We start from the raw sequence: 21,186 nt of genomic DNA, 5'->3' as shown, positions 1-21,186 counted from the left end.
GCCCTGGGCGGGGACGCCGAGTCGGCATCCCCGCCCAGAAAGGCCAGGCTCGGTCAGGGTGTGAAGTTCTCCTCGGTTTCGTCCTCGTCCCAGCGGGCCGGGGGGCCGGCGGGGACCGGGGCCGGGATGGCGGCCAGTTCGTCGTCGAGTTTGGCGACCGCGCCGCTGAACTGGGCGTTGTAGAGGCGGGCGTAGGCGCCGTCGACGGCCAGGAGCTGGGCGTGGGTGCCTTGTTCGACGATGGAGCCGTTCTCCATCACCAGGATCAGGTCCGCGTCGCGGATGGTGGAGAGGCGGTGGGCGATGACGAAGCTGGTGCGGTCGGAGCGCAGGGCGGCCATGGCGCGTTGGACCAGGACCTCCGTGCGGGTGTCGACCGAGCTGGTGGCCTCGTCGAGGATGAGCAGTTGCGGGTCGGACAGGAAGGCTCGGGCGATGGTGAGGAGCTGCTTCTCACCGGCGCTGACGTTGCTGCCTTCCTCGTCGATGACCGTGTCGTAGCCGTCCGGCAGGCTGTGCACGAAGCGGTCGACGTACGTCGCCTTGGCCGCGGCGAGCATGTCCTCCTCGGTCGCGTTCAGGTTGCCGTACAGGATGTTGTCCCGGATCGTGCCGCCGAACAGCCAGGTGTCCTGCAGCACCATCCCGATCCGCCGGCGCAGGTCGTGCCGGGTCAGCTCGGTGATGTCGACGCCGTCGAGCGTGATCCGGCCGCCGTTCAGCTCGTAGAACCGCATGATCAGGTTGACCAGCGTGGTCTTGCCGGCGCCGGTCGGGCCGACGATCGCGACGGTCTGGCCCGGCTCGGCGACCAGGCTCAGGTCGGTGATCAGCGGCTTGTCCGCGGAGTACGAGAACGACACGTGCTCGAACTCGACCCGCCCGTGCGAGTCGTTCAGCCTGGCCGGCGTCTTGTCCTCCGGCACCTGCTCCACAGCGTCCAGTACTTCGAACACCCGCTCGGCCGACGCCACACCGGACTGCAGCAGGTTCGCCATCGACGCCACCTGGGTGAGCGGCTGGGTGAACTGACGGGAGTACTGGATGAACGCCTGGACGTCGCCCAGCGACATCGAGCCGTTCGCGACCCGCAGCCCGCCGAGCACCGCGATCACCACGTAGTTCAGGTTCCCGATGAACATCATCGTCGGCATGATCAGGCCGGAGATGAACTGCGCCCCGAACGAGGCCTGGTACAGCTCCTCGTTCTTCTGCGCGAAGCTCGCCTCGATCTCCTTCTGCCGGCCGAACACCTTGACCAGCTCGTGGCCGGTGAAGGCTTCCTCGATCTGGCCGTTCAGCGCGCCGGTGTGCCGCCACTGGGCGACGAACCGGCCCTGGGACCGCTTCGCGATGACCGCGGTCAGGATCATCGAGATCGGCACCGTGACGAGCGCGATCAGGGCCAGTACCGGCGAGATCACGAACATCAGCGTGATCACGCCGATCACCGTCAGCAGCGAGGTGAGCAACTGGCTCAGCGTCTGCTGCAGGCTGGTCGAGATGTTGTCGATGTCGTTGGTGACCCGGCTCAGCAGCTCACCGCGCGGCGCACCGTCGAAGTAGCTCAGCGGCAGCCGGTTGAGCTTGTCCTCCACCTCGGAGCGCAGCTCGAACACGGTCCGCTGGACCACGCCGTTCAGGATGAAGCCCTGCATCCACGACAGCAGGAACGAGCCGACGTACAGGGCCAGCACCAGCATCAACACGTTGCGCAGGGCATCGAAGTCGATGCCGACGCCGGGGATCAGGTCGATCCCGCCGAGCAGGTCGGCCTTCCGGTTGTCACCGGAGGCGCGGAGCTGGTCGATCAGCTGTTGCTTGGTCTGCTCCTTGGGCAGCAGCTTGCCGATCGCGCCGGCGAAGATGATGTCGGTGGCGCGACCGAGGATCTTCGGCCCGATCACCGACAGCCCGACGCTGGCGATCGCCAGCAGGATCACCCCGCCCACCTGTAGCCGGTGCGGCCGCAGCCGCCGGAGCAGCCGCTTGGCGGACGGGACGAAGTTCATCGATTTGTCCCCCGGGATGCCGCCGGGAGGTCCGAAGGCGCGCCCGGTCGTCGGGCGCTCGGTCGCCTTGACCGTCTCGGCCGGCTGGTCCTCGCCGGGGGTCTCTACCACGGTCTGATCGGTCATGCTGCTTCCTCCGCGGACCGCTGGGACTCCACGATCTCGACGTACGTCGGACAAGTCTGGAGTAGTTCCTGATGGCTGCCCTTGCCGACGATCGCGCCGTCCTCGAGCACGACGATCTGGTCGGCGTCGATGATCGTGGACACCCGCTGCGCGACGATCACCACGCACGCCTCGGCGGTTACCGGTCGCAGCGCGGCCCGGAGCCGGGCGTCGGTGGACAGGTCGAGCGCCGAGAACGAGTCGTCGAACAGGTAGATCTCGGGCTTGCGGACGAGCGCCCGGGCGATCGCCAGCCGCTGCCGCTGACCACCGGACACGTTCGTCCCGCCCTGCGAGATCGGCGCCTCGAGGCCGAGGGCCATCGACTCGACGAAGTCCTTGCCCTGGGCGATCTCCAGCGCCTCCCAGAGCTCCTCGTCGGTGGCGTCGGGGTTGCCGTAGCGCAGGTTGCTCGCGACGGTGCCGGAGAACAGGTACGGACGTTGCGGGACCAGTCCGATCCGCTCCCACAGCGCCTCGGGCTCGATGTCGCGGACGTCGATGCCGTCGACCAGCACCCGCCCGTCGGTGGCGTCGAACAGGCGCGGTACCAGCGAGAGCAGAGTCGTCTTGCCCGCACCGGTGCTGCCGATGATGGCCGTCGTCTGGCCCGGCGACGCGGTGAAGGTGACGTCTCGTAGTACGGGCTCGGCCGCGCCCGGGTACTGGAAGGTCGCGTCGTCGAAGACCAGCTCGCCGTGGCCGATGAAGTTCTTGATCGGCGTGACCGGTGGGCGGACCGAGGACTCGGTGTCCAGTACTTCGGTGATCCGGTCCGCGCAGACCGCGGCGCGCGGCACCATGATCAGCACGAAGGTCGCCATCATCACCGAGAACAGGATCTGGATCAGGTAGCTGATGAACGCGGTCAGCTGACCGACCAGCATCGCGCCGCTCTCCACCCGGGACGCGCCGAACCAGAGCACCGCGACGGTGGACATGTTCAGGATCAGCATCACGACCGGGAAGACCAGCGCCATCAGCCGGCCGGCCGAGATGGCGGTGTTGGTGACGTTGGTGTTGGCCTCGCCGAAGCGCTGCGTCTCGTGCGGCTCGCGGACGAAGGCCCGGACCACCCGGATGCCGGAGATCTGCTCGCGCAGCACCCGGTTGACCGAGTCGATGTTGACCTGCATCTTGCGGAACTGCGGCACCATCCGGCTGGCGATCAGCCCGATCGACGCCGCCAGCAACGGGACGGCGACGGCCACCAGCCAGGACAGGCCGGCGTCCTCGCGGACCGCCATGAAGATGCCGCCGATCATCGTGATCGGCGCCGCGACCAGCATCGTGCAGGTCGTCACGACCAGCATCTGTACCTGGGTGACGTCGTTCGTACTCCGCGAGATCAGCGTCGGCGCACCGAACTGGTTGACCTCACGGGCCGAGAACTCGCCGACCCGGTGGAACACCGCCGCGCGGACGTCACGGCCGAACAGGGCGGCCGTCTTCGCGCCGAAGTAGACGGCCGCGACCGTACAGATGATCTGCGCCAGGCTGATGCCCAGCATCCAGCCGCCGTTGCGGACGATGTAGCCGGTATCGCCCTTGGCGACCCCGTTGTCGATGATCTTGCCGTTCAGGCTGGGCAGGTAGAGAGAGGCGACCGTCCCGATCAACTGCAGGACGACCACCATGGACAGGTTGCCGGCGTACGGCCGTAAGTGCGTACGCAACAGGCGAAGTAGCATCAGCGGTCCCCGGGTTCGTGGATGCGGACACCGTCGAGCGCGAAGTCGACGATCTCCTCGGCGGTCATGGTCCGACCGTCCGAAATCAGTGGGTGGGTGGCGGCGAACGTCATCAGCCGCAGCCGGTGGACGACCTCGTCGGGCGTCAGCCGCAACTGGTCGGCGTCGGGTTTCAGCAGGTCGGCGAAGGCTGCGTCGGCGCGCAGACCGTCGGCGCGCGCCTTGTCCCGCTCCTCGGGCGCACCCTTCCAGTCCGGCCGTTGGTGCATCCGCATCGCCATGAAGAGCTTGAAGACCTTGCTCAGCCGGCTCTGCGAGATCTCGACGGCGGCGATCATCCGCTCCCGCAGCGGCAGCAGCCGGTCGACCCCGGCCAGCTCCGCCAGGAACGGCTCGACGTCGAACGCGGTCTTGAAGGTGGCGTCGATGAGCGCGTCCTTGCTGCCGAAGGCGCGGAAGATCGTGCCTTCCGCGACGCCGGCCGCCTCGGCGATCTGCCGGGTGCTGACATCGACGCCGTACTTCTCCAGCAAGGGCATGGTCGCCGCGACGATGGCCGCGCGGCGCTCGTCGGGGGGCAACGGGGTTGCTCGTGGACTCACCCGATCGACACTAACTGAGTGAGCACTCACTCACAACTGCATTAATCCGGTGCCGACGCCTTGTGCCGGATGGTTAGACTCGGCCACGTATTTTCGTACGGCATACCGGATCTACAGGGGCGGGGAGCTTGACCTCTAGCAATGTTGAGGTTCTACGGTTCGAAACTGTCGGTGGTCGGGAGGATCATCGTCCTTCTCAAGTCCTCGACACCGGAGCCACACCGTGAGTATGGAAATGACCGCGTGGAACTCGATGTACCACGCCATGCACGCCCAGGACGAGAAACGTCCGTTCTCCAAGGTGACGCTGAAGCGGATCCTCGCCTTCGCCCGCCCGCACCGGCGGCAACTGATCCTGTTCCTGGTGCTGAGCATCGGCGCGGCGATCCTCGCGGTGGCCACTCCGGTGCTCGCCGGCAAGGTCGTCAACGCGATCGTCGGCGGCAAGGAGTTCGGTCTGGTACTACGGCTGGCGATCCTGATCGCGCTGATCGCGGTCGCCGAGGCGGGCGTCGGGCTGCTGACCCGGTGGTTGTCGGCCGGCATCGGCGAGGGACTGATCCTCGACCTGCGGACGGCTGTCTTCGACCACATCCAGAAGATGCCGATCGCCTTCTTCACCCGGACCCGGACGGGTGCCCTGGTGTCGCGGCTCAACAACGACGTGATCGGGGCGCAGCGCGCGTTCAGCGACACGCTGTCCGGCGTGGTCAGCAATCTGGTGACCTTGGTGCTGACGCTGGTCGTGATGCTCGGGGTCTCGTGGCAGATCACTTTGCTGGCGCTGGTCATCCTGCCGGTCTTCGTCATTCCGGCACGCCGGATCGGGGCGCGGCTGGCGGGGCTGCAACGCGAGGCGGCCGACTACAACGCGACGATGAGCACGCAGATGACCGAGCGGTTCTCGGCGCCGGGGGCGACGCTGGTCAAGTTGTTCGGGCGGCCGGCCCGGGAGTCGCACGAGTTCGCCGTACGGGCGCGGCGGGTGCGGGACATCGGCGTACGGACCGCGATGGTTCAGTGGGTGTTCGTGACCTCGCTGACGCTGGTCTCGGCGCTTGCGCTGGCTGTCGTCTACGGGCTGGGCGGGTTCTATGCGCTGCGCAATCAGCTCGACGCCGGTGACGTGGTGGCGATGGCCTTGCTGCTGACCCGGCTCTACTCCCCCTTGACCGCGCTGGCGAGTGCGCGGCTCGAGGTGATGACGGCCCTGGTCAGCTTCGAGCGGGTCTTCGAGGTGCTGGATCTCGAGCCGTTGATCAAGGACAAGCCGGATGCCGGTGTGGTGCCCGCCGGGCCGGTGTCGGTGGAGTTCTCCAAGGTGCGGTTCGCTTATCCGTCAGCGGACAAGGTGTCGCTGGCTTCGCTGGAAGAGGTGGCGAAGCTGGATACACGGGGTGGCGAGGAAGTACTGCATGAAGTGTCGTTCCGGGCCGAGCCGGGACAGATGGTGGCGCTGGTCGGATCGTCCGGCGCCGGCAAGTCGACGATCGCCCAGCTGATCCCCCGGTTGTACGACGTGGACTCGGGGTCGGTGAAGCTCGGTGGAGTGGACGTGCGTGACCTGACGGCGGAGTCCCTGCGAGACACGCTCGGGATGGTGACGCAGGACGGGCACCTGTTCCACGACACTCTCCGGGAGAACCTGCTGCTCGCCAATCCCGAGGCGTCCGAGGACGACCTGTGGGAGGCGTTGCGCCGGGCCCGGCTCTACGACTTGATCCACGCGTTGCCGGACCAACTGGAGACGGTCGTCGGTGAGCGGGGCTACCGGTTCTCCGGCGGTGAGCGGCAGCGGTTGACGATTGCTCGGTTGCTGCTGGCGCAGCCGCGGGTCGTGATTCTGGATGAGGCGACTGCGGCGCTGGACTCGACGTCGGAGGCCGCCGTGCAGGCTGCTCTGGCGGAGGCGCTCGACGGGCGGACGGCGGTGGTGATCGCGCACCGGCTCTCCACGATCCGGGCGGCCGATCAGATCCTGGTGATCGAGGCGGGCCAGATCGTCGAGCAAGGCACGCACACCGAGTTGCTTGCCGCTGGTGGGCGGTACGAGGAACTGCACCGGACACAATTCGAGCAAGCCGGAGATGTTCCGGTCGTCGCGGTCTGATCCAAACAGTTACTGCAGATAAGGGAGAGCGGCTTGGCCGGGTATGTGCACGCGGGGGCGCTGGCAGGTTTGGCAGCGGTGTTCGTCCCGGCCGATCCACCACGCGACAGCAGCGTCGCCTTCTGGGACCCCTCAGGAGGCGAGCTGCCGCTCGGCGTCGGCGAGCAGGCCACGCACGAGTTGGTGGTGAAGGACGGCGACACCTTCACCACCCGCACAACCCGAACCATCCACCTACCGATCGACCGTGCCGTCCCGGTCCTGGGTCGCATCCGCACTACCCCAGGCGCCCACCCCGCATCAGCCTTCTGGGGAGCCGTCTCCCTCATCGCCCTCCAACTCGTAGCCCGAGGCCGCCTACTTCCCGGCGTCTCCCCCGCCGGCCACGACGCCTGGCGAGCCGGCCCCCTGGACCCCACCGACGTAGACCGAATCCTCAAACTCTCCGAAGCCATCCCCTTCGAAGCCCGCTGCCTCCCACTCCCCCACACCCCGGAATCCCCAGCCACCGACCGGACGCCCCGCCAACCCACCAGCCAGCCGGGGCGTGCCGCCGCTTCCGCACCTTCTGCGCCAACGGGTTCGGCCTCCCAATCCACAGTTGCAGCGCAGCTGCGGGTGCCGGTCGGAGAGGACTTGGTTCGGCAGTTCATCGACGCTGTTGCCGATGGCATGCCTCGATCGCCCGGCGCGGTGAAAGCGCATGGGTCAGCTCTCTTTGCGGCTCGGCAGCCGCAGCAGGCTGGGCGGTTGCGGGGATGGGCTGATGAGGTGTCGGCTGGGCTCGATACCGGGGTGCGGATCTCGCTCAGGATCGATTTGCCGGAATCGCTGGGGTTCCGGGCTGTGGTGCAACTGCACAGCTTGAAGGATCCGACGTTGGTACGGGACGCGGCTGAGGTCTGGGCGGAGGATGTGAGCGGCTTCGGCCCTCGCGCTCGCATCGATGCGACGCTGGCGATCCGGCGGGCCGCTCGGGTCTGGTCGCCGTTGAGTCGCTTGCTCGACTCCGCAGTACCGGATCGGCTGGAGCTGGCGGACGAAGAGGTCGCCGGGCTGCTCGCTTCCGGCGCGCAGCGTTTGGCCGCGGCGGGCATCGAGTTGCACTGGCCGCGCAGTCTCGGGCGTGAGCTGACCGCCCGCGCCGCGATCACCTCCACCGACGGCCCACCGTCCGACATGCCCAGCTTCTTCGGCGGCGGCAAGACCCTCGAGTTCAGCTGGCAAGTTGCTCTCGGCAACGACCCGTTGACCGAGGAAGAACTCGACCAGCTGGCCGAGGCGACCCGCCCGGTCGTTCGCCTCCGCGACCAGTGGATGCTCGTCGACCCAGAGCTCGCCCGCAAAGCCCGCGAGCGCATCCTCAAGCCCGTCACCGCGATCGACGCCCTCGGCGCCGCCCTCACCGGCACCACCGAGATCGACGGCAAACAGATCGCCATCACCCCGACCCGCTGGCTCGAAGAGCTCCGCGCCAAGATCGCCGACCCCGAGCGCTCCCAGGACCCGATCGACCCACCAGCAGCCCTGCAAGCAACCCTGCGCGACTACCAACTCCGCGGACTCCGCTGGCTGGCCCGGATGACCGACCTCGGCCTCGGCGGCTGTCTCGCCGACGACATGGGCCTCGGCAAGACGATCATGCTCATCTCCCTGCACCTCCACCGCCAGCTCACCCCCGATACCGCCGGCCCGACTCTTGTCGTCTGCCCGGCCTCGCTGCTCGGCAACTGGGAGCGCGAGGTCCAGCGCTTCGCGCCAGGCACGCCAGTACTGCGCTTCCACGGCTCCGGCCGCTCACTCGACGGCGCCGACCACGGGTTCGTGCTCACGACGTACGGGACCCTCCGCCGCGATGCCGCCCGACTCTCCCAACACCCCTGGGCACTCCTGGTCGCCGACGAGGCCCAGCACGTCAAGAACCCAACCTCCGGTACTGCGAAAGCCCTCCGCACCGTCCCAGCGCGCGCCCGAGTCGCCCTCACCGGCACCCCGGTCGAGAACAACCTCTCCGAACTCTGGGCGATCCTCGACTGGACCACCCCCGGACTGCTCGGCCGGCTCAGCGTCTTCCGCACCCAATGGGCGCAGCCGATCGAAGCCGACAAGGACGAAGCCGTCGCCGAGCGACTCGCGAAACTCGTCAAACCGTTCCTGCTCAGGCGCCGCAAGTCCGACCCCGGCATCGCCCCCGAGCTCCCGCCGAAGACCGAGACCGACCAACCGGTCTCGCTGACCCGCGAGCAGGTCGTGCTCTACGAAGCAACCGTGCGCGAACTGCTCGACGAGGTCGCCGCAAGCGACGAGATGGCCCGCCGCGGGCTGATCGTCAAGCTCCTCACCGGCCTCAAACAGATCTGCAACCACCCGGTGCAGTACCTGAAGGAAGGCGACGGCGCCCGCCTCACCGGCCGCTCCGGCAAGCTCGAACTCCTCGACGAACTGCTCGAGACGATCATCGCCGAGGACGGCGCCGTGCTCGTCTTCACCCAGTACGTCGCCATGGCACGGCTGCTCGAACGCCACCTGGCCGACCGCGGCATCGCCACCCAGTTGCTCCACGGCGGCACCCCGGTCCGCAAACGCGAGGAGATGGTCGAGCGGTTCCAGGCAGGCGAAGTACCGGTGTTCCTCCTGTCCCTCAAGGCGGCCGGCACGGGTCTCAACCTCACCCGGGCCGATCATGTCGTCCACTACGACCGCTGGTGGAACCCAGCCGTCGAGGACCAAGCGACCGACCGGGCGTACCGGATCGGCCAGACCCGCCCGGTGCAGGTGCACCGGTTGATTGCCGAGGGCACCATCGAGGACCGGATCGCGGCGATGCTGAAGAGCAAACGCGCGCTCGCAGACGCAGTACTGACGGCTGGGGAGGCCGCCCTGACTGAGCTCACCGACTCCGAACTGGCCGACCTGGTCGAGCTGCGAGCCGCCCGATGAGCGGCGAGGAGGCACGCGGATTCCCGGCCTTTCCCCGACAGGCGGGACGTAGTACACGCGGGAAGTCGTGGTGGGGACGCACCTGGGTGCAGGCGCTCGAGGACACGTCCCTCGACCTCGACCAGCTCCGCAAAGGCCGTCGTACCGCGAACACCGGGCAGGTCGGCACCATCACCATCAGCCCCGGACGGCTCGCCGCGACGGTCTACGCGCCCGACGACACCTACGAAGCCGTCGTGCACATCGATCGCCTCGACGACGGCGAATGGGAGCGGTTCCTCGACCAGGTCGCGGCGCGCGCCGGCCACATCGCGGCGTTGCTCGACGGCGAGATGCCCCACGACCTGGTCGACGCCGCGTCCGACGCCGGAGTGGCCCTGCTTCCCGGCATCGGTGATCTCGATCCGTCCTGCACGTGCGGCAGCTGGGAGCTCCCCTGCCAGCACGCCGCCGGCCTCTGCTACCAAACCGGCTGGCTGCTCGACGGCGACCCTTTCGTCCTGCTCCTCCTCCGCGGCCGCTCCCGCGAGACTCTGCTGGACGACCTGCAGCGCCGCTCGTCCACTCCACCTGCAGAGCAACCGGCCGAAGAGGACGGCGTCCCGGCAGTCGCCGCAGCAAAGCAGGTCGGCGAGCTCCCCGACCTGCCGCCCCTCCCGCCCAAGCTCGCCATCGAGGACCTGGCGGTCAGCGGCATCCAGCCGCTCGCCGACCTCGAGCCGGCCACGTTGCCCCTGCTGGTCCTCGACGCCGCCAGGAGAGCCCGCGCCCAACTCAACGCCCTGCTGTCCGGCGCGCCAGATCCCTGGCTCCTCGACGAGTGGCAAGACAGCGTTCGCCTGGCCACCGACTACCCGGTACTCCGTGAGCGGCTGTCCGCCGCGTGGGAGCGGCCGGCCGCGCTCAGCCTCGGCGTACAGGCCTGGTCGTACGGAGGCGCCGCCGCGCTCGACGTCCTGGAACACGTGTGGACGCCTGACCCGGGTGACCTTGCCCGCGCCCGGACTGAATTGCTGGCCGCTGCCGACGACGACCTCGCCATCACCGCCGACCACAACCACCTCACCACCTCCGGCTCAGTCCGCTGCCAGACCCGACTCGACCACACCGGCCGCTGGCATCCGTACCGGCTCATCGACGACGAGTGGCATCCCGCCGGCCCACCCGACCGCGACCCGACCATCGCCCTCGCGCCTCCGGACACCTGGTAACGGCTGCCCCCTCCGCCTGATTGGTTGGTCCGACTGGGGATGCAACCAACTTCGCGCTCGCAGGCGTGTCTAACCCGGTATCAAGGATCGGGGGAAACAGATGACTGATCGGGACGCCGCATTCGAGGCGTACTTCTCGGCGCGATCCGGCGCCATGCGCGGCACGGCATTCCTGCTGTGCGGCGACTGGCATCGGGCCGAAGACCTCGTGCAGCAGACGTTCACGAAGATCTATCTGGCCTGGCGCCGGATCGAACAGCGCGAGTCGATGGACAACTACACCAGGCAGACGCTGGTCCGGACGTTCCTGTCCGAACGGCGCCGGGCCTGGTTCCGGCACGAGTCCGTCGGGTCACCGGCCGGCGATCGGGCCGCGCCGTCGGCCGAGCTCACCGAGGAGCGGCTGGTGCTGATGGAGGCGCTCGTGAAGGTGCCGCCGAAGCAGCGTGCCGTGCTGGTCCTGCGCTACTGGGAGGACCAGTCCGTCGAACAGACGGCCGCCCTGCTCGATTGCTCGACCGGAAATGTCAAGAGTCAGGCCGCCCGCGGACTGGCGACGCTGCGGGGTCTGCTTGAAGGGGAGAAAGTTCGATGAACGAAGAGGATCTCAAAGAGGCAATGCACGATGTGATCGTGCGCAGCACTCCACCGGAGCCGATGGATCCCGCGCGTGCTCTCAACCAGGGCCGCAAGGTGCGCACGCGGCGCAGGGTGGTGTGGGTTGGGGCGGCCGCCGTGACGCTGACGGTCGGCGCCGCGGCCGGTCCCACGCTGGTAGCGAACCTGGCTGACAACGGGCCGGCCGGCCAGGGGGTGGCAGGCGGCGGCACCCCCTCGCTGGCAGGGCCGACGACGGCGACCTCCGTGGTGCCGACGCCGAAGTCAGGCTCCACCGTAGTGCCGTCAGCGCCGACCACACGCAAGACCGGCGACCCGTGGCCTGAGGGGCAGACCGATCGCACGGCGAGCGCGGGTCCACGCGCCGTTCGGGTCGGCGGACTGATGGCGGACCTGAGCTCGGCTGTACCAGCGGGCTTCAGCACGCCGAACCTGAAGTACCCGGACGGGCGCTCGGCGAGATGGCCGCAGGCCCAATATGCGTCCGCCGACGGGGAGCCGGACTACTGGGAGTACATGGCCACCATCCCCGTTCAAAAGGACAACAAGGTCGGACGGTTGCTGGTCATGTCGACCACGCCCAACGGCAAGCCGGCGACGAGCCCGTGCCAGCTGGCGCTGACGTTCTGGGGCTCGACCGGTACCTGCGCCGTCGTGGACGTCGACGGCAAGAAGGTCGGCGTGGTGACCGCCAAGAAGGGCAGCGACTACGACCAGAGCGCTACCTACCGGTACGACGATGGCACCGTCGTGGTTCTCGCCCAGGCCAAGAAGACCGATCTTCCCGGGAAATCGGCGCTCACCCAGCCGGTGTTCAGCACTCAGCAGCTGGCCGAGCAGGTGACCTCGGCGAAGTTCAAGATCAGCGAATGAGCATGCGCTGATCACGACCGATGACTCCTCGTGCCGACGGGCACGGGGAGTCATCCGTCTACGTAACGGTCGTGACTCGCGGTAAAAGGTTTCCAAGAACTCGCCGAATCACTTGCGCGGGTGCCTTGTATACATGAAACAGTCGACGGAACCGCTCCTACCGGGAGGACGAAATGCCCCGTCGAACTCCGCCGTCACTGAACCGCTCCAGTTGGCTCGCCCGCTCTCCCCACCCCGCCCGAAGGCTGTCGGCGGCTGTGGTGGGCGTGATTGCGCTGGCGATCGTCGGCGCCGCCTGTTCTCCGGTGGAGCCGGCCGCCGAGCAACCGAGTGGGCAGACCGGCAGCTCGGGCCAGGACGTCTTCGGTGATCCGGCCGATCCGGCCGCGGTGAAGAACGGCGGCACGCTCACAGTCGCGCTCTCGGCCGACCCGGACAAGCTCGACCCGACGCTCTCGCGCAGCCTCTACTCGCGGTACGTCTTCCACACCATGTGCGAGAAGCTGTACGACCTCGGCCCGGACGCCAAGATCGTGCCGCAGCTCGCCACCGCGTTGCCGACGGTCTCCCCCGACGGCCTCAGCCTGAGCATCCCGTTGCGCGAAGGCGTGAAGTTCGCCGACGGCACCACGCTCGACTCCGCTGCCGTGAAGCTGTCGATCAACCGTGGCCTGACACTGCCCGCTTCCGGACGCAAGAGCGAGCTCGGCCCGATCAGCTCGATCGAGACGCCGGACGCCAAGACAGTCGTCATCAAGCTCTCCAAGCCGTTCGCCCCACTGACCGCGGCGCTCGCCGACCGGGCCGGTATGGTCCTCAGCCCCGCCGCCGTGAACAAGCTCGGCGCCGACTTCTCCACCGCGCCGGTCTGCGTCGGCCCGTTCAAGTTCGCCAGCCGGGTCGCCCAGAACTCGATCAAGGTCGTCAAGGATCCGCTGTACTACGACGCCGCCAAGGTGCACCTGGACGCGATCGAGTACCGGATCATCACCGACTCGAGCATCCGCTCCGCGAACCTCCGCTCCGGCGACGCCCAGGTCGCCGACTCGTTGTCCAGCCAGGACGCACCGACCCTGCAGAAGGACAGCAGCCTGAGCGTGCTGCAGTCCCAGTCGCTCGGCTACCAAGGCCTGACCATCAACATCGGGAACGCCGACGGCATCGGCAACCCGATCAAGCAGCTCGACACCCCGATCGCCAAGGACCCGCGGATCCGGCAGGCGCTGGAGGCGTCGATCGATCGGGAGGCGCTGGTCAAGTCGATCTTCAACGGGCTGAACACCGTGGCCTGCTCGCCGATCTCGCCGAAGAGCGAGTTCAGCTCGGAGGCCGCGCAGAAGTGTCCGGCGCACGACCCGGCGAAGGCTCAGGATCTGCTCAAGCAGGCGGGGGTCGCGACGCCGTACAAGGTCTCGATGATCACCTCGAACAACCCGGACAGTCTGCGGCTGGCACAGGCGTTGCAGGCGATGGTGAAGGAGGGTGGATTCGAGCTGGTGATCAAGCCGGTCGAGTATGCGTCGCTGCTCGACCAGCAGGATCGGGGTGACTTCGAGCTGCTGCAGCTGGGCTGGTCCGGCCGGGTTGATCCGGACGCGAACATCTTCAACTTCGTCGGGTCCGAGGGCAGCCAGAACGTTGCCGGATACAAGAGTCCGGAGGTCGACAAGCTGCTCACGGACGCGCGGCAGTCGAAGGACCAGGCGCAACGCGTGCAGCTCTACGGGCAGGTCGTCACCAAGCTGCAACAGGACGACCCGCTGATCTATCTCTACCGCCAGCGCAACCTGACCGGCGTCACCAAGAAGGTCCTCGGCGTCCAGACCTACCCCGACGGCGTCATCAGGACGGCCTTCGCCGGCTACGCCAAGTGATGGCGGGGCTGATCACGCCGGGGCCGGCATGAGGCGATACCTGCTCGGCCGCCTCTGGCAATCGCTGGTGACGTTGCTGCTGGCAACGATCGTGGTGTTCCTGGGCGTGCGGGCGCTGCCGGGAGATCCGGCGCTCGCGCTGGCCGGAGAGGATCGTGATCCGGAGTCGTTGCGGGCGATCCGGGAACAGTACGGGCTGGACGACTCCGTGCTCGTTCAGTTCTGGCAGTTCGTCAGCCATGCCGCGCGCGGCGATCTCGGCCGCTCGATCAGAACGGGACAGAGCGTGACCTCGATGCTCTCCAGCGCTCTCCCCGTGACGATCGAGCTCTCCGCCCTCGCGATCTTCGTCGCCGCCCTGCTCGGAGTCGGGGCCGGCGTGGTCGCCGCCGTACGCCGCGGCCGTCCTGCCGAATGGGCCGCCAACGCCCTTGCCCTGCTGGGCCTGTCGGTCCCCAACTTCTGGCTCGGCCTGATGGCGATCCTCTACCTCTCGGTCGCTCTCGGCCTGTTCCCTGCCTCCGGCTTCGTACCGTTCTTCGACAACCCGATCGACAACCTCCACCACCTCGTCCTGCCGTCGCTCATCCTCGGTACCGGACTGGCGGCGGTGATCATGCGCCAGACCCGTTCCTCGATGCTGGACGCGCTCTCCGCCGACTACATCCGTACCGCCGAGGCCAAAGGCCTACCCCCGCGAGCCGTCATCGGCCGCCACGCCCTCCGCAACAGCCTGATCGTCGTCGTCACGATCGTCGGCCTCCAACTCGGCGCGCTCATCTCCGGCGCCGTCGTCACCGAGCGCATCTTCGCCCTCCCCGGCTTCGGCAAACTCACCGTCGACGCCGTCTTCCAGCGCGACTACCCGGTGATCCAAGCAGTCGTCCTGGTCACCGCGACGGCGTACATCGTCATCAACCTCCTGGTCGATCTCCTGTACTCCGTCATCGACCCGCGCATCCGGGTGCGAGGTGAAGCCTGATGGCCGTCGTCGACACCACCGTCACCACAGCACCGGCCACCTCCCGCCGCCGCAAGGTGGTCCGCCGGGTGCTCCGCAACCCGCTGGCGATCGCCGGTCTCGTCGTCCTCGCGATCGCGGCCCTGGCCGCCGCCTTCGCACCTTGGCTGGCACCCCACGAGCCGACGCTGACCCACCTCGACCGAGCCTTCGCACCGCCCGGTACTGCGGGTTACGTGCTCGGCACCGATGATCTCGGCCGTGACGTGTTGTCCCGGATCATGTTCGGCCTGCGTGCCTCGCTGCATGTCGGGTTGCTGGCGGTCGCGACCTCGCTGCTGATCGGCGTACCGCTCGGCCTGATGGCTGGCTACTTCCGGGCGATCGACGCGCTGATCTCGCGATTCACGGATCTCGTGCTCGCGTTTCCGTTCCTGATCCTCGCGGTCGGGTTGGCCGCGATCCGGGGCGCGAGTCTCGGAAACGCGGCGATCGCGATCGGGATCGCGCAGATCCCCGGCGTGATCCGGATCGTCCGGTCGGAAACGCTGCGGCTGAAGTCGCTGGATTTCGTCTCTGCGGCGATCGTCGACGGCGCTGGGGATCTGTGGGTGCTCGGGCGGCACATCCTGCCGAACGCGGCCTCGGTGATCATCGTCCAGGCAACCGTGGCGATCCCGGCGGCGATCCTGGGCGAGGCGGTCCTTTCGTTCCTGGGCCTCGGCATCCAGCCGCCGGCGCCGAGTCTGGGCACGATGCTGTCCGACGCGCAGCAGTTCGCGACCCGAGCGCCTTGGGCTGCGGTGATGCCTGGTGTCGCGATCATGCTGCTCACGCTCGCGTTCAACATCGTCGGCGACAGCCTGCGCGATGCCCTCGACCCGAAGGCGAGTCGCCGATGAGCGGGTCAGTGCTCGAGGTCAAGGATCTCTCCGTCACCTTCCGGACCGAGGACGGGCCGCTGTCGGCCGTCGATCACGTCAACCTGCAGGTCACCGATGGCGAAGTGCTGGCCATCGTCGGTGAGTCGGGGTGTGGCAAGAGCGTGACGGCGATGAGCCTGGCCGGGCTGCTCCCCCGCTCTGCGACTGTGGATGGCTCGGTGCGGCTGGACGGTGTCGAGCTGATCGGTGCCGACAAGCGGACGCTTCGGTCGATTCGTGGGCGGGAGGTGGCCTACATCTTCCAGGAGCCGATGACGTCGCTGAATCCGGTGTTCACGGTCGGGTATCAGATCAGTGAGGTGCTGCGGATCCACATCGGTCTGTCCAAGGCTGCAGCACGCAAGCGGGCCGTCGAGTTGCTCAAGCTGGTCGGCATCTCCTCGGCGGAGCGGCGGGTCGACGACTATCCGCATCAGCTGTCCGGTGGGATGCGGCAGCGGGTGATGATCGCCATGGCGGTCGCTTGCGATCCCAAGGTGCTGATCGCGGATGAGCCGACTACTGCGCTCGACGTGACGATTCAGGCGGGCATTCTCGATGTACTACGCGCGCTGCGGGAACGGCTCGGCACCAGTGTCGTGCTGATCACGCACGACCTCGGGGTGGTCGCGGATCTGGCTGATCGGGTGGCGGTCATGTACGCCGGACGGGTGGTCGAGACTGCCGAAGTACACGAGCTGTTCGCTCGGCCTCAACACCCTTACACGGCAGGCCTCCTGGGTGCGTCGCCGTCGGCCGGGCGCCACGCTGGTACCGACCGCCTCAACGAGATCCCAGGTCTCGTACCGGTGCTGGCCTCGCAACCCGACGCTTGTACCTTCGCCGACCGATGTCCGCGCGTTATCGACACCTGCAGGACTGCCGAACCCGTGCTGACCGCCGGTGTCGCCTGCTGGAATCCGGAGGGTCGATGACCGAGTACGCGTTGGAGCTCGAAAACCTGGTCATGCACTTCGGCCCCGTCCGCGCCGTCGACGGCGTCTCCCTGCGAATCCCGAAAGGCTCCGTAGTCGCCCTGGTCGGAGAGAGCGGCTCCGGCAAGTCCACCGTCGGCCGCTGCGTAGTCCGCTTGCTCGAACCAACCGAAGGCACCGTCCGGCTGGCCGACGCCGACATCACCCACCTCACCCGCCGCCAACTCCGCCCCCACCGCCGAGACGTCTCCATAGTCTTCCAAGACCCAGCCGGCTCCCTCGACCCACGCCTCTCGGTAGGAGACATAGTCGGCGAGCCCCTCCGCCTCATGCGCCGCTGGCGACGACGCTCCACCGAGAGCGGGCCTAGCACGCCTCCCGCTCCGTCCGCCCCCGAGACTGAAGCTGAGGGCAGAGCCCGGGCCGGCGTCGACAGCGTCGTTCCGGCGCGCGCATCTCAACGGCGTGACGTTGCCGCCGCGGTCGCCGACGCGCTTCGGCGGGTTGGGCTCAGGCCGGAGGTGGCTCAGCGGGCGCCTCATGAGTTGTCAGGTGGGCAGCGGCAGCGGGTGAGTATTGCTAGGGCGTTGATCTCGTCGCCTCGGTTGCTGGTGGCTGATGAGCCGACCAGTGCGCTGGATGTATCGGTGCAGGCTTCGGTGCTCAACCTGTTGGCCGACCTGCAGCGGGATCTGGGGTTTGCGTGCTTGTTCATCACGCATGACTTGTCGGCCGTCGAGTATCTGGCTGATGAGGTTGCGGTGATGTATCTGGGGCAGCTGGTCGAGCAGGGGCCTCGGCAGCGGATCTTCGGAGTACCGGCTCATCCGTACACGCAGGCGTTGCTGTCTGCGGCTCCTGTGCCCGATCCGTCTACCCAGCGGGCGCGGCGACCTGTGCTGCTCGGGGACGACCTACCGTCGGCTATAGACCCGCCACCCGGTTGCCGGTTCCACACGCGGTGCCCGGTGGCGATCGAGAAGTGCAGGACCGTCGTACCGGAGTCCAGGGTGATCGGAGAGGGTGGACACCGCGTCGCCTGTCACCTGGTCGGCGACGATGGGAGCGGACCCGACGTACGCGATCAAGCAGACACCACTAGAGGAGTTGCTCGATGACCTTCACCACCCGGCCCACTCTGCGCGGCACGTTCGGGATGGTCTCGTCCACGCACTGGCTGGCGTCGCAGTCGGCCATGCGGCTCCTGGAGCTGGGTGGCAACGCCTTCGACGCCGCTGCGGCTGCTGGGTTCGTGCTGCACGTCGTGGAGCCGCACCTCAACGGTCCTGGTGGTGAGGTACCGGCGATCATCGCTACCGCGGCTGACCCGACTCCGCGGGTGCTGTGCGGACAGGGGGTGGCTCCGGCGGGCGCCACCATCGAACACTTCAAGGGGCTGGGGTTGTCGCTCATCCCGGGCTCCGGGCCGCTGGCGGCCGCAGTGCCGGGTGCTGTCGACGCCTGGTTGCTATTGCTGCGGGACCACGGCTCACTGCCGCTCAGGACGGTGCTGGAGCCAGCGATCGGGTATGCACGCAACGGGCACCCGGTGCTCGCTCGGGTCGGCGACACAGTCAACACGGTCCGGGAGTTGTTCACGGAGCACTGGCCGACCTCTGCCGAGCTGTGGTTGCAGGGTGGCGAGGCGCCGCGGGCCAACGAGTTGTTCCGCAACCCGGCGTACGCCGACACGCTCGAGCGGCTGGTGATCGCGGCCGAGGAGGCTGGCGCGGACCGGGTCGCGCAGCTCGAGAGAGCGCGTACTACGTGGCGCCAGGGGTTCGTCGCCGAGGCGATCGACCGGTTCTCGCGGCTGCCGCACCGCGATTCGAGCGGTGAGGACCATTCCGGGCTGATCACGGGTGACGACGTGGCGTCGTACTCGGCGAGCTGGGAGGAGCCGGCCACCTTCGACTGGCACGGGCACACGGTCGCCAAGACGGGTCCGTGGGGTCAGGGGCCGGCGCTGCTGCAGTCGCTGGCTGTCCTGGCCGAGCTGGGTGACCCGTCGGCGCTCGATCTGACGGGTGCTGAAGCCGTCCACGTGACGACGGAGGTCACCAAGCTGTCGTATGCGGATCGGGAGGCTTGGTACGGCGACGGGGTCGACGTACCGCTCAAGACGCTGCTGTCGCCGGGGTATGCGGCTGAGCGGGCGGCACTGGTCGGCGCAGCCGCGTCGTACGAGATGAGGCCGGGTAGCCCGGATGGGCGGGTGCCACGGCTGCCGTTGCTCGTGGCTGGAGTTGTGGGCGACGCGAGCACCGGCGAGCCGACGGTGGCGCCGGATGGGGCTACCCGCGGCGACACGTGCCATGTCGACGTGATCGACCAGTGGGGCAATGTCATCTCGGCGACGCCCAGCGGTGGCTGGCTGCAGTCGTCCCCGACGATCCCTGAGCTGGGCTTCTGCCTGGGGAGCCGGTTGCAGATGTTCTGGCTGGAGGACGGGTTGGCGTCGTCGCTCGCTCCTGGGCTGCGGCCGCGGACCACGCTCACGCCGACGCTGGTACTGCGGGATGGAGTGCCCGTACTGGCATGTGGCTCGCCTGGTGGCGACCAGCAGGACCAGTGGCAGCTGCTGTTCCTCCTGCGCCATCTTGCGGGCGGCCAGGAGCTGCAGGAGGCGATCGATGCGCCTGCGTGGCACACCACTGCGTTCCCGTCGTCGTTCTACCCGCGGGCCGCAGTACCAGGCAACCTGACCGTGGAGAGCCGCCTCGGACCGGTGGTCCGCGACACGCTGATCAGCAAGGGCCACCAGGTCGTCGAGTCAGACCCCTGGAGCCTCGGCCGCCTCTGCGCCGTCTCCCGTACCCCAGACGGCGTCCTCTCCGCGGCAGCCAACCCCCGAGGAATGCAGGGCTACGCGACGGGCCGCTAGGACGTAGGACCGGCCAGAGCTGCGGTGGCTGCGGCTTCTACGTGGTCACGGGCTGCTGCTGTTGCGGCATTCCGGTCGCCGGCGGCTATGGCGTCTACTACGCGGATGTGTTCTTTCCACGAGTGCGGAGCGCGTTGAGCCGCGCCGAGGCGGAAGACCCAGTGGACGTGGTGGTACATGGCCGCCGACAGCGACGCCAGCCACCGGTTGCCGCTGATCTCGATGACCGCGAGGTGCAGCGCGCTGTTCAGCTCGGCGACCTGGTCGAAGTCCTCAGCCTCCGTCGCGGCGCTCGCATCATCCAGCAGCTTCCGCAACCGAGCGACGTCCTCCTCGGTCGCCCGCTCAGCCGCCAACCCCGCAGCCAACGTCTCGAGCTGCTCCCGTACGGCGAACAGATCCCGGATGGCCGTCTCATCGAGCGTCGCCACCACCGCACCACGCCGGGGCAGGATCTCCACGAACCCCTCGGTCTCCACCACCCGCAGCGCCTCACGCACCGGATTCCGCGACACCCCGAAGTCATCGGCCAACCGGTTCTCGGTCAGCCGCTCACCCTGCGCGTAGTCACCATCGACAATCCGTCGCCGCAACTCAGCCAACACCTGATCCCGCAGCGCAAGATGATCACCACCGATCGTCCGAGACGACTCCTTGCCCCCACGCAGATCTCCGCCCCCACTCGCCTCTCCCCCGTACCGCTGGTCCACCCCGAGCTCCCCTCTGGCCATACCTGGTTCCGCAGCACCCTACCCGCCAACAGCCCCACCACCCCGCAACGACAACACCGGCACCACCACCCCTGGTAGGCAGGGGCGGTGGAAAGCGCTCAGATGAGGCCGGCCAGGCGGTAGAGGACCAGTGATCCGGCGACGGCCACGTTGAGGCTTGCGCCGGTGCCGAACATGGGGATTTCTACTACCAGGTCCAGGTGTTCGATTGCGTCGGGTGGGATGCCGTTGCGTTCGTGGCCCAGCACCGCGATCGTGCGGTTGCGGGCTGCCGGGAGGTCGCCCAGCCGGATGGACTCGTCGGCTAGCTCGACCCCGACGATGGTCGTGTTGTCGCGCTGCTTCTGGTCGATCAGCCAGCGAACGGGGTCGTGGCCGGTCCAGTGCACGCAGGTTCGGCGTTTCAGCGTGTTGCCGTGGGCGAGGGCATCGGGCACCCACGGCAGCTTGGGTACTGCGAGGCAGGCGCCGACCGCATCACACGTGCGGAGCAACGTACCGAGGTTGACGCCGTACTTCGGCCAGAGCGGCGCGATCAGGAGGTGGTCCCAGCAGGAATGGGATCGGAGCCGGCGTTGGCGTTTCAGGTCTTTCGGGCTGCGCACCCGCGCGGCACTCATGCCGAAGCGGGAACGAACCTCCCGCACAAGAGATGT

General features: G+C 68.1%; 16 protein-coding genes. 11 read left to right on the top strand and 5 right to left on the bottom strand.

Annotated features, from left to right (window positions below):
• Window positions 1-53 precede the first annotated feature (53 nt).
• The 3 genes from ABD768_RS01985 to ABD768_RS01975 are packed head-to-tail and all read right to left on the bottom strand — an operon-like array spanning window position 54 to window position 4,470.
• Complete coding sequence (locus tag ABD768_RS01985; protein ID WP_344836626.1) at window positions 54-2,138, bottom strand: ABC transporter ATP-binding protein; 2,085 nt, start codon at window positions 2,136-2,138, stop codon at window positions 54-56.
• A complete protein-coding gene (locus ABD768_RS01980; RefSeq protein ID WP_343971978.1) occupies window positions 2,135-3,868 on the bottom strand; it encodes an ABC transporter ATP-binding protein in 1,734 nt (577 codons plus the stop codon). The genes ABD768_RS01985 and ABD768_RS01980 overlap by 4 nt, the downstream gene beginning before the upstream one ends.
• Entirely contained in the window at window positions 3,868-4,470 is a 603-nt protein-coding gene (locus ABD768_RS01975; protein WP_343971981.1) for a TetR/AcrR family transcriptional regulator, read from the bottom strand. Before ABD768_RS01975 ends, ABD768_RS01980 begins: the two co-directional genes overlap by 1 nt.
• Before the next feature lie 235 nt (window positions 4,471-4,705).
• Between ABD768_RS01975 and ABD768_RS01970 the strand changes: the two genes are divergently transcribed.
• From ABD768_RS01970 to ABD768_RS01920, 11 genes are all read left to right on the top strand, one after another.
• On the top strand, window positions 4,706-6,580 hold the full coding sequence (locus tag ABD768_RS01970) for an ABC transporter ATP-binding protein (protein WP_344838643.1): 1,875 nt from the start codon (window positions 4,706-4,708) through the stop codon (window positions 6,578-6,580).
• Between the two features lie 33 nt (window positions 6,581-6,613).
• The gene (locus tag ABD768_RS01965) at window positions 6,614-9,520 is read left to right on the top strand and encodes a DEAD/DEAH box helicase (RefSeq protein ID WP_344836623.1); all 2,907 of its coding nucleotides are present in this window, start codon (window positions 6,614-6,616) and stop codon (window positions 9,518-9,520) included.
• 86 nt (window positions 9,521-9,606) lie between these two features.
• Window positions 9,607-10,731, top strand: coding sequence for an SWIM zinc finger family protein (locus ABD768_RS01960; RefSeq protein WP_344836621.1), 1,125 nt, complete (start codon window positions 9,607-9,609; stop codon window positions 10,729-10,731).
• Between the two features lie 100 nt (window positions 10,732-10,831).
• On the top strand, window positions 10,832-11,326 hold the full coding sequence (locus ABD768_RS01955) for a SigE family RNA polymerase sigma factor (RefSeq protein ID WP_344836618.1): 495 nt from the start codon (window positions 10,832-10,834) through the stop codon (window positions 11,324-11,326).
• Complete coding sequence (locus ABD768_RS01950) at window positions 11,323-12,222, top strand: hypothetical protein (protein WP_344836615.1); 900 nt, start codon at window positions 11,323-11,325, stop codon at window positions 12,220-12,222. Before ABD768_RS01955 ends, ABD768_RS01950 begins: the two co-directional genes overlap by 4 nt.
• 173 nt (window positions 12,223-12,395) lie before the next feature.
• Window positions 12,396-14,096 (top strand): ABC transporter substrate-binding protein, encoded by a 1,701-nt coding sequence (locus ABD768_RS01945; protein WP_344836612.1) that lies wholly within the window; start codon window positions 12,396-12,398, stop codon window positions 14,094-14,096.
• 28 nt (window positions 14,097-14,124) lie between these two features.
• A complete protein-coding gene (locus ABD768_RS01940; protein ID WP_343971999.1) occupies window positions 14,125-15,078 on the top strand; it encodes an ABC transporter permease in 954 nt (317 codons plus the stop codon).
• On the top strand, window positions 15,078-15,959 hold the full coding sequence (locus ABD768_RS01935; protein WP_344836609.1) for an ABC transporter permease: 882 nt from the start codon (window positions 15,078-15,080) through the stop codon (window positions 15,957-15,959). Before ABD768_RS01940 ends, ABD768_RS01935 begins: the two co-directional genes overlap by 1 nt.
• Window positions 15,956-16,915: an ABC transporter ATP-binding protein gene (locus ABD768_RS01930; RefSeq protein WP_344836606.1), complete on the top strand. Its 960-nt coding sequence runs from the start codon at window positions 15,956-15,958 to the stop codon at window positions 16,913-16,915. The genes ABD768_RS01935 and ABD768_RS01930 overlap by 4 nt, the downstream gene beginning before the upstream one ends.
• Window positions 16,912-18,033, top strand: a complete 1,122-nt coding sequence (locus ABD768_RS01925; RefSeq protein WP_344836603.1) for an ABC transporter ATP-binding protein — start codon at window positions 16,912-16,914, stop codon at window positions 18,031-18,033. Before ABD768_RS01930 ends, ABD768_RS01925 begins: the two co-directional genes overlap by 4 nt.
• Window positions 18,030-19,799 carry a gamma-glutamyltransferase family protein gene (locus tag ABD768_RS01920; RefSeq protein WP_344836601.1) on the top strand — a complete coding sequence of 590 codons (1,770 nt, stop codon included), beginning with the start codon at window positions 18,030-18,032 and terminating at the stop codon, window positions 19,797-19,799. Before ABD768_RS01925 ends, ABD768_RS01920 begins: the two co-directional genes overlap by 4 nt.
• On the opposite strand, the gene ABD768_RS01915 is transcribed toward ABD768_RS01920, so the two are convergent.
• Together ABD768_RS01915 and ABD768_RS01910 are read right to left on the bottom strand one after the other, a co-directional pair.
• On the bottom strand, window positions 19,796-20,530 hold the full coding sequence (locus tag ABD768_RS01915; protein ID WP_343972012.1) for a GntR family transcriptional regulator: 735 nt from the start codon (window positions 20,528-20,530) through the stop codon (window positions 19,796-19,798). The genes ABD768_RS01920 and ABD768_RS01915 overlap by 4 nt on opposite strands.
• A 98-nt stretch (window positions 20,531-20,628) precedes the next feature.
• Window positions 20,629-21,150: a TrmH family RNA methyltransferase gene (locus ABD768_RS01910; RefSeq protein WP_344836599.1), complete on the bottom strand. Its 522-nt coding sequence runs from the start codon at window positions 21,148-21,150 to the stop codon at window positions 20,629-20,631.
• Window positions 21,151-21,186: the final 36 nt, after the last annotated feature.

This window comes from Kribbella ginsengisoli (assembly GCF_039537185.1).
GTDB classification, from domain to species: Bacteria; Actinomycetota; Actinomycetes; order Propionibacteriales; family Kribbellaceae; genus Kribbella; species Kribbella koreensis.
Note: the sequence above shows the minus strand (reverse complement) of the source record. Positions and strands in the feature narration are given on the sequence as shown.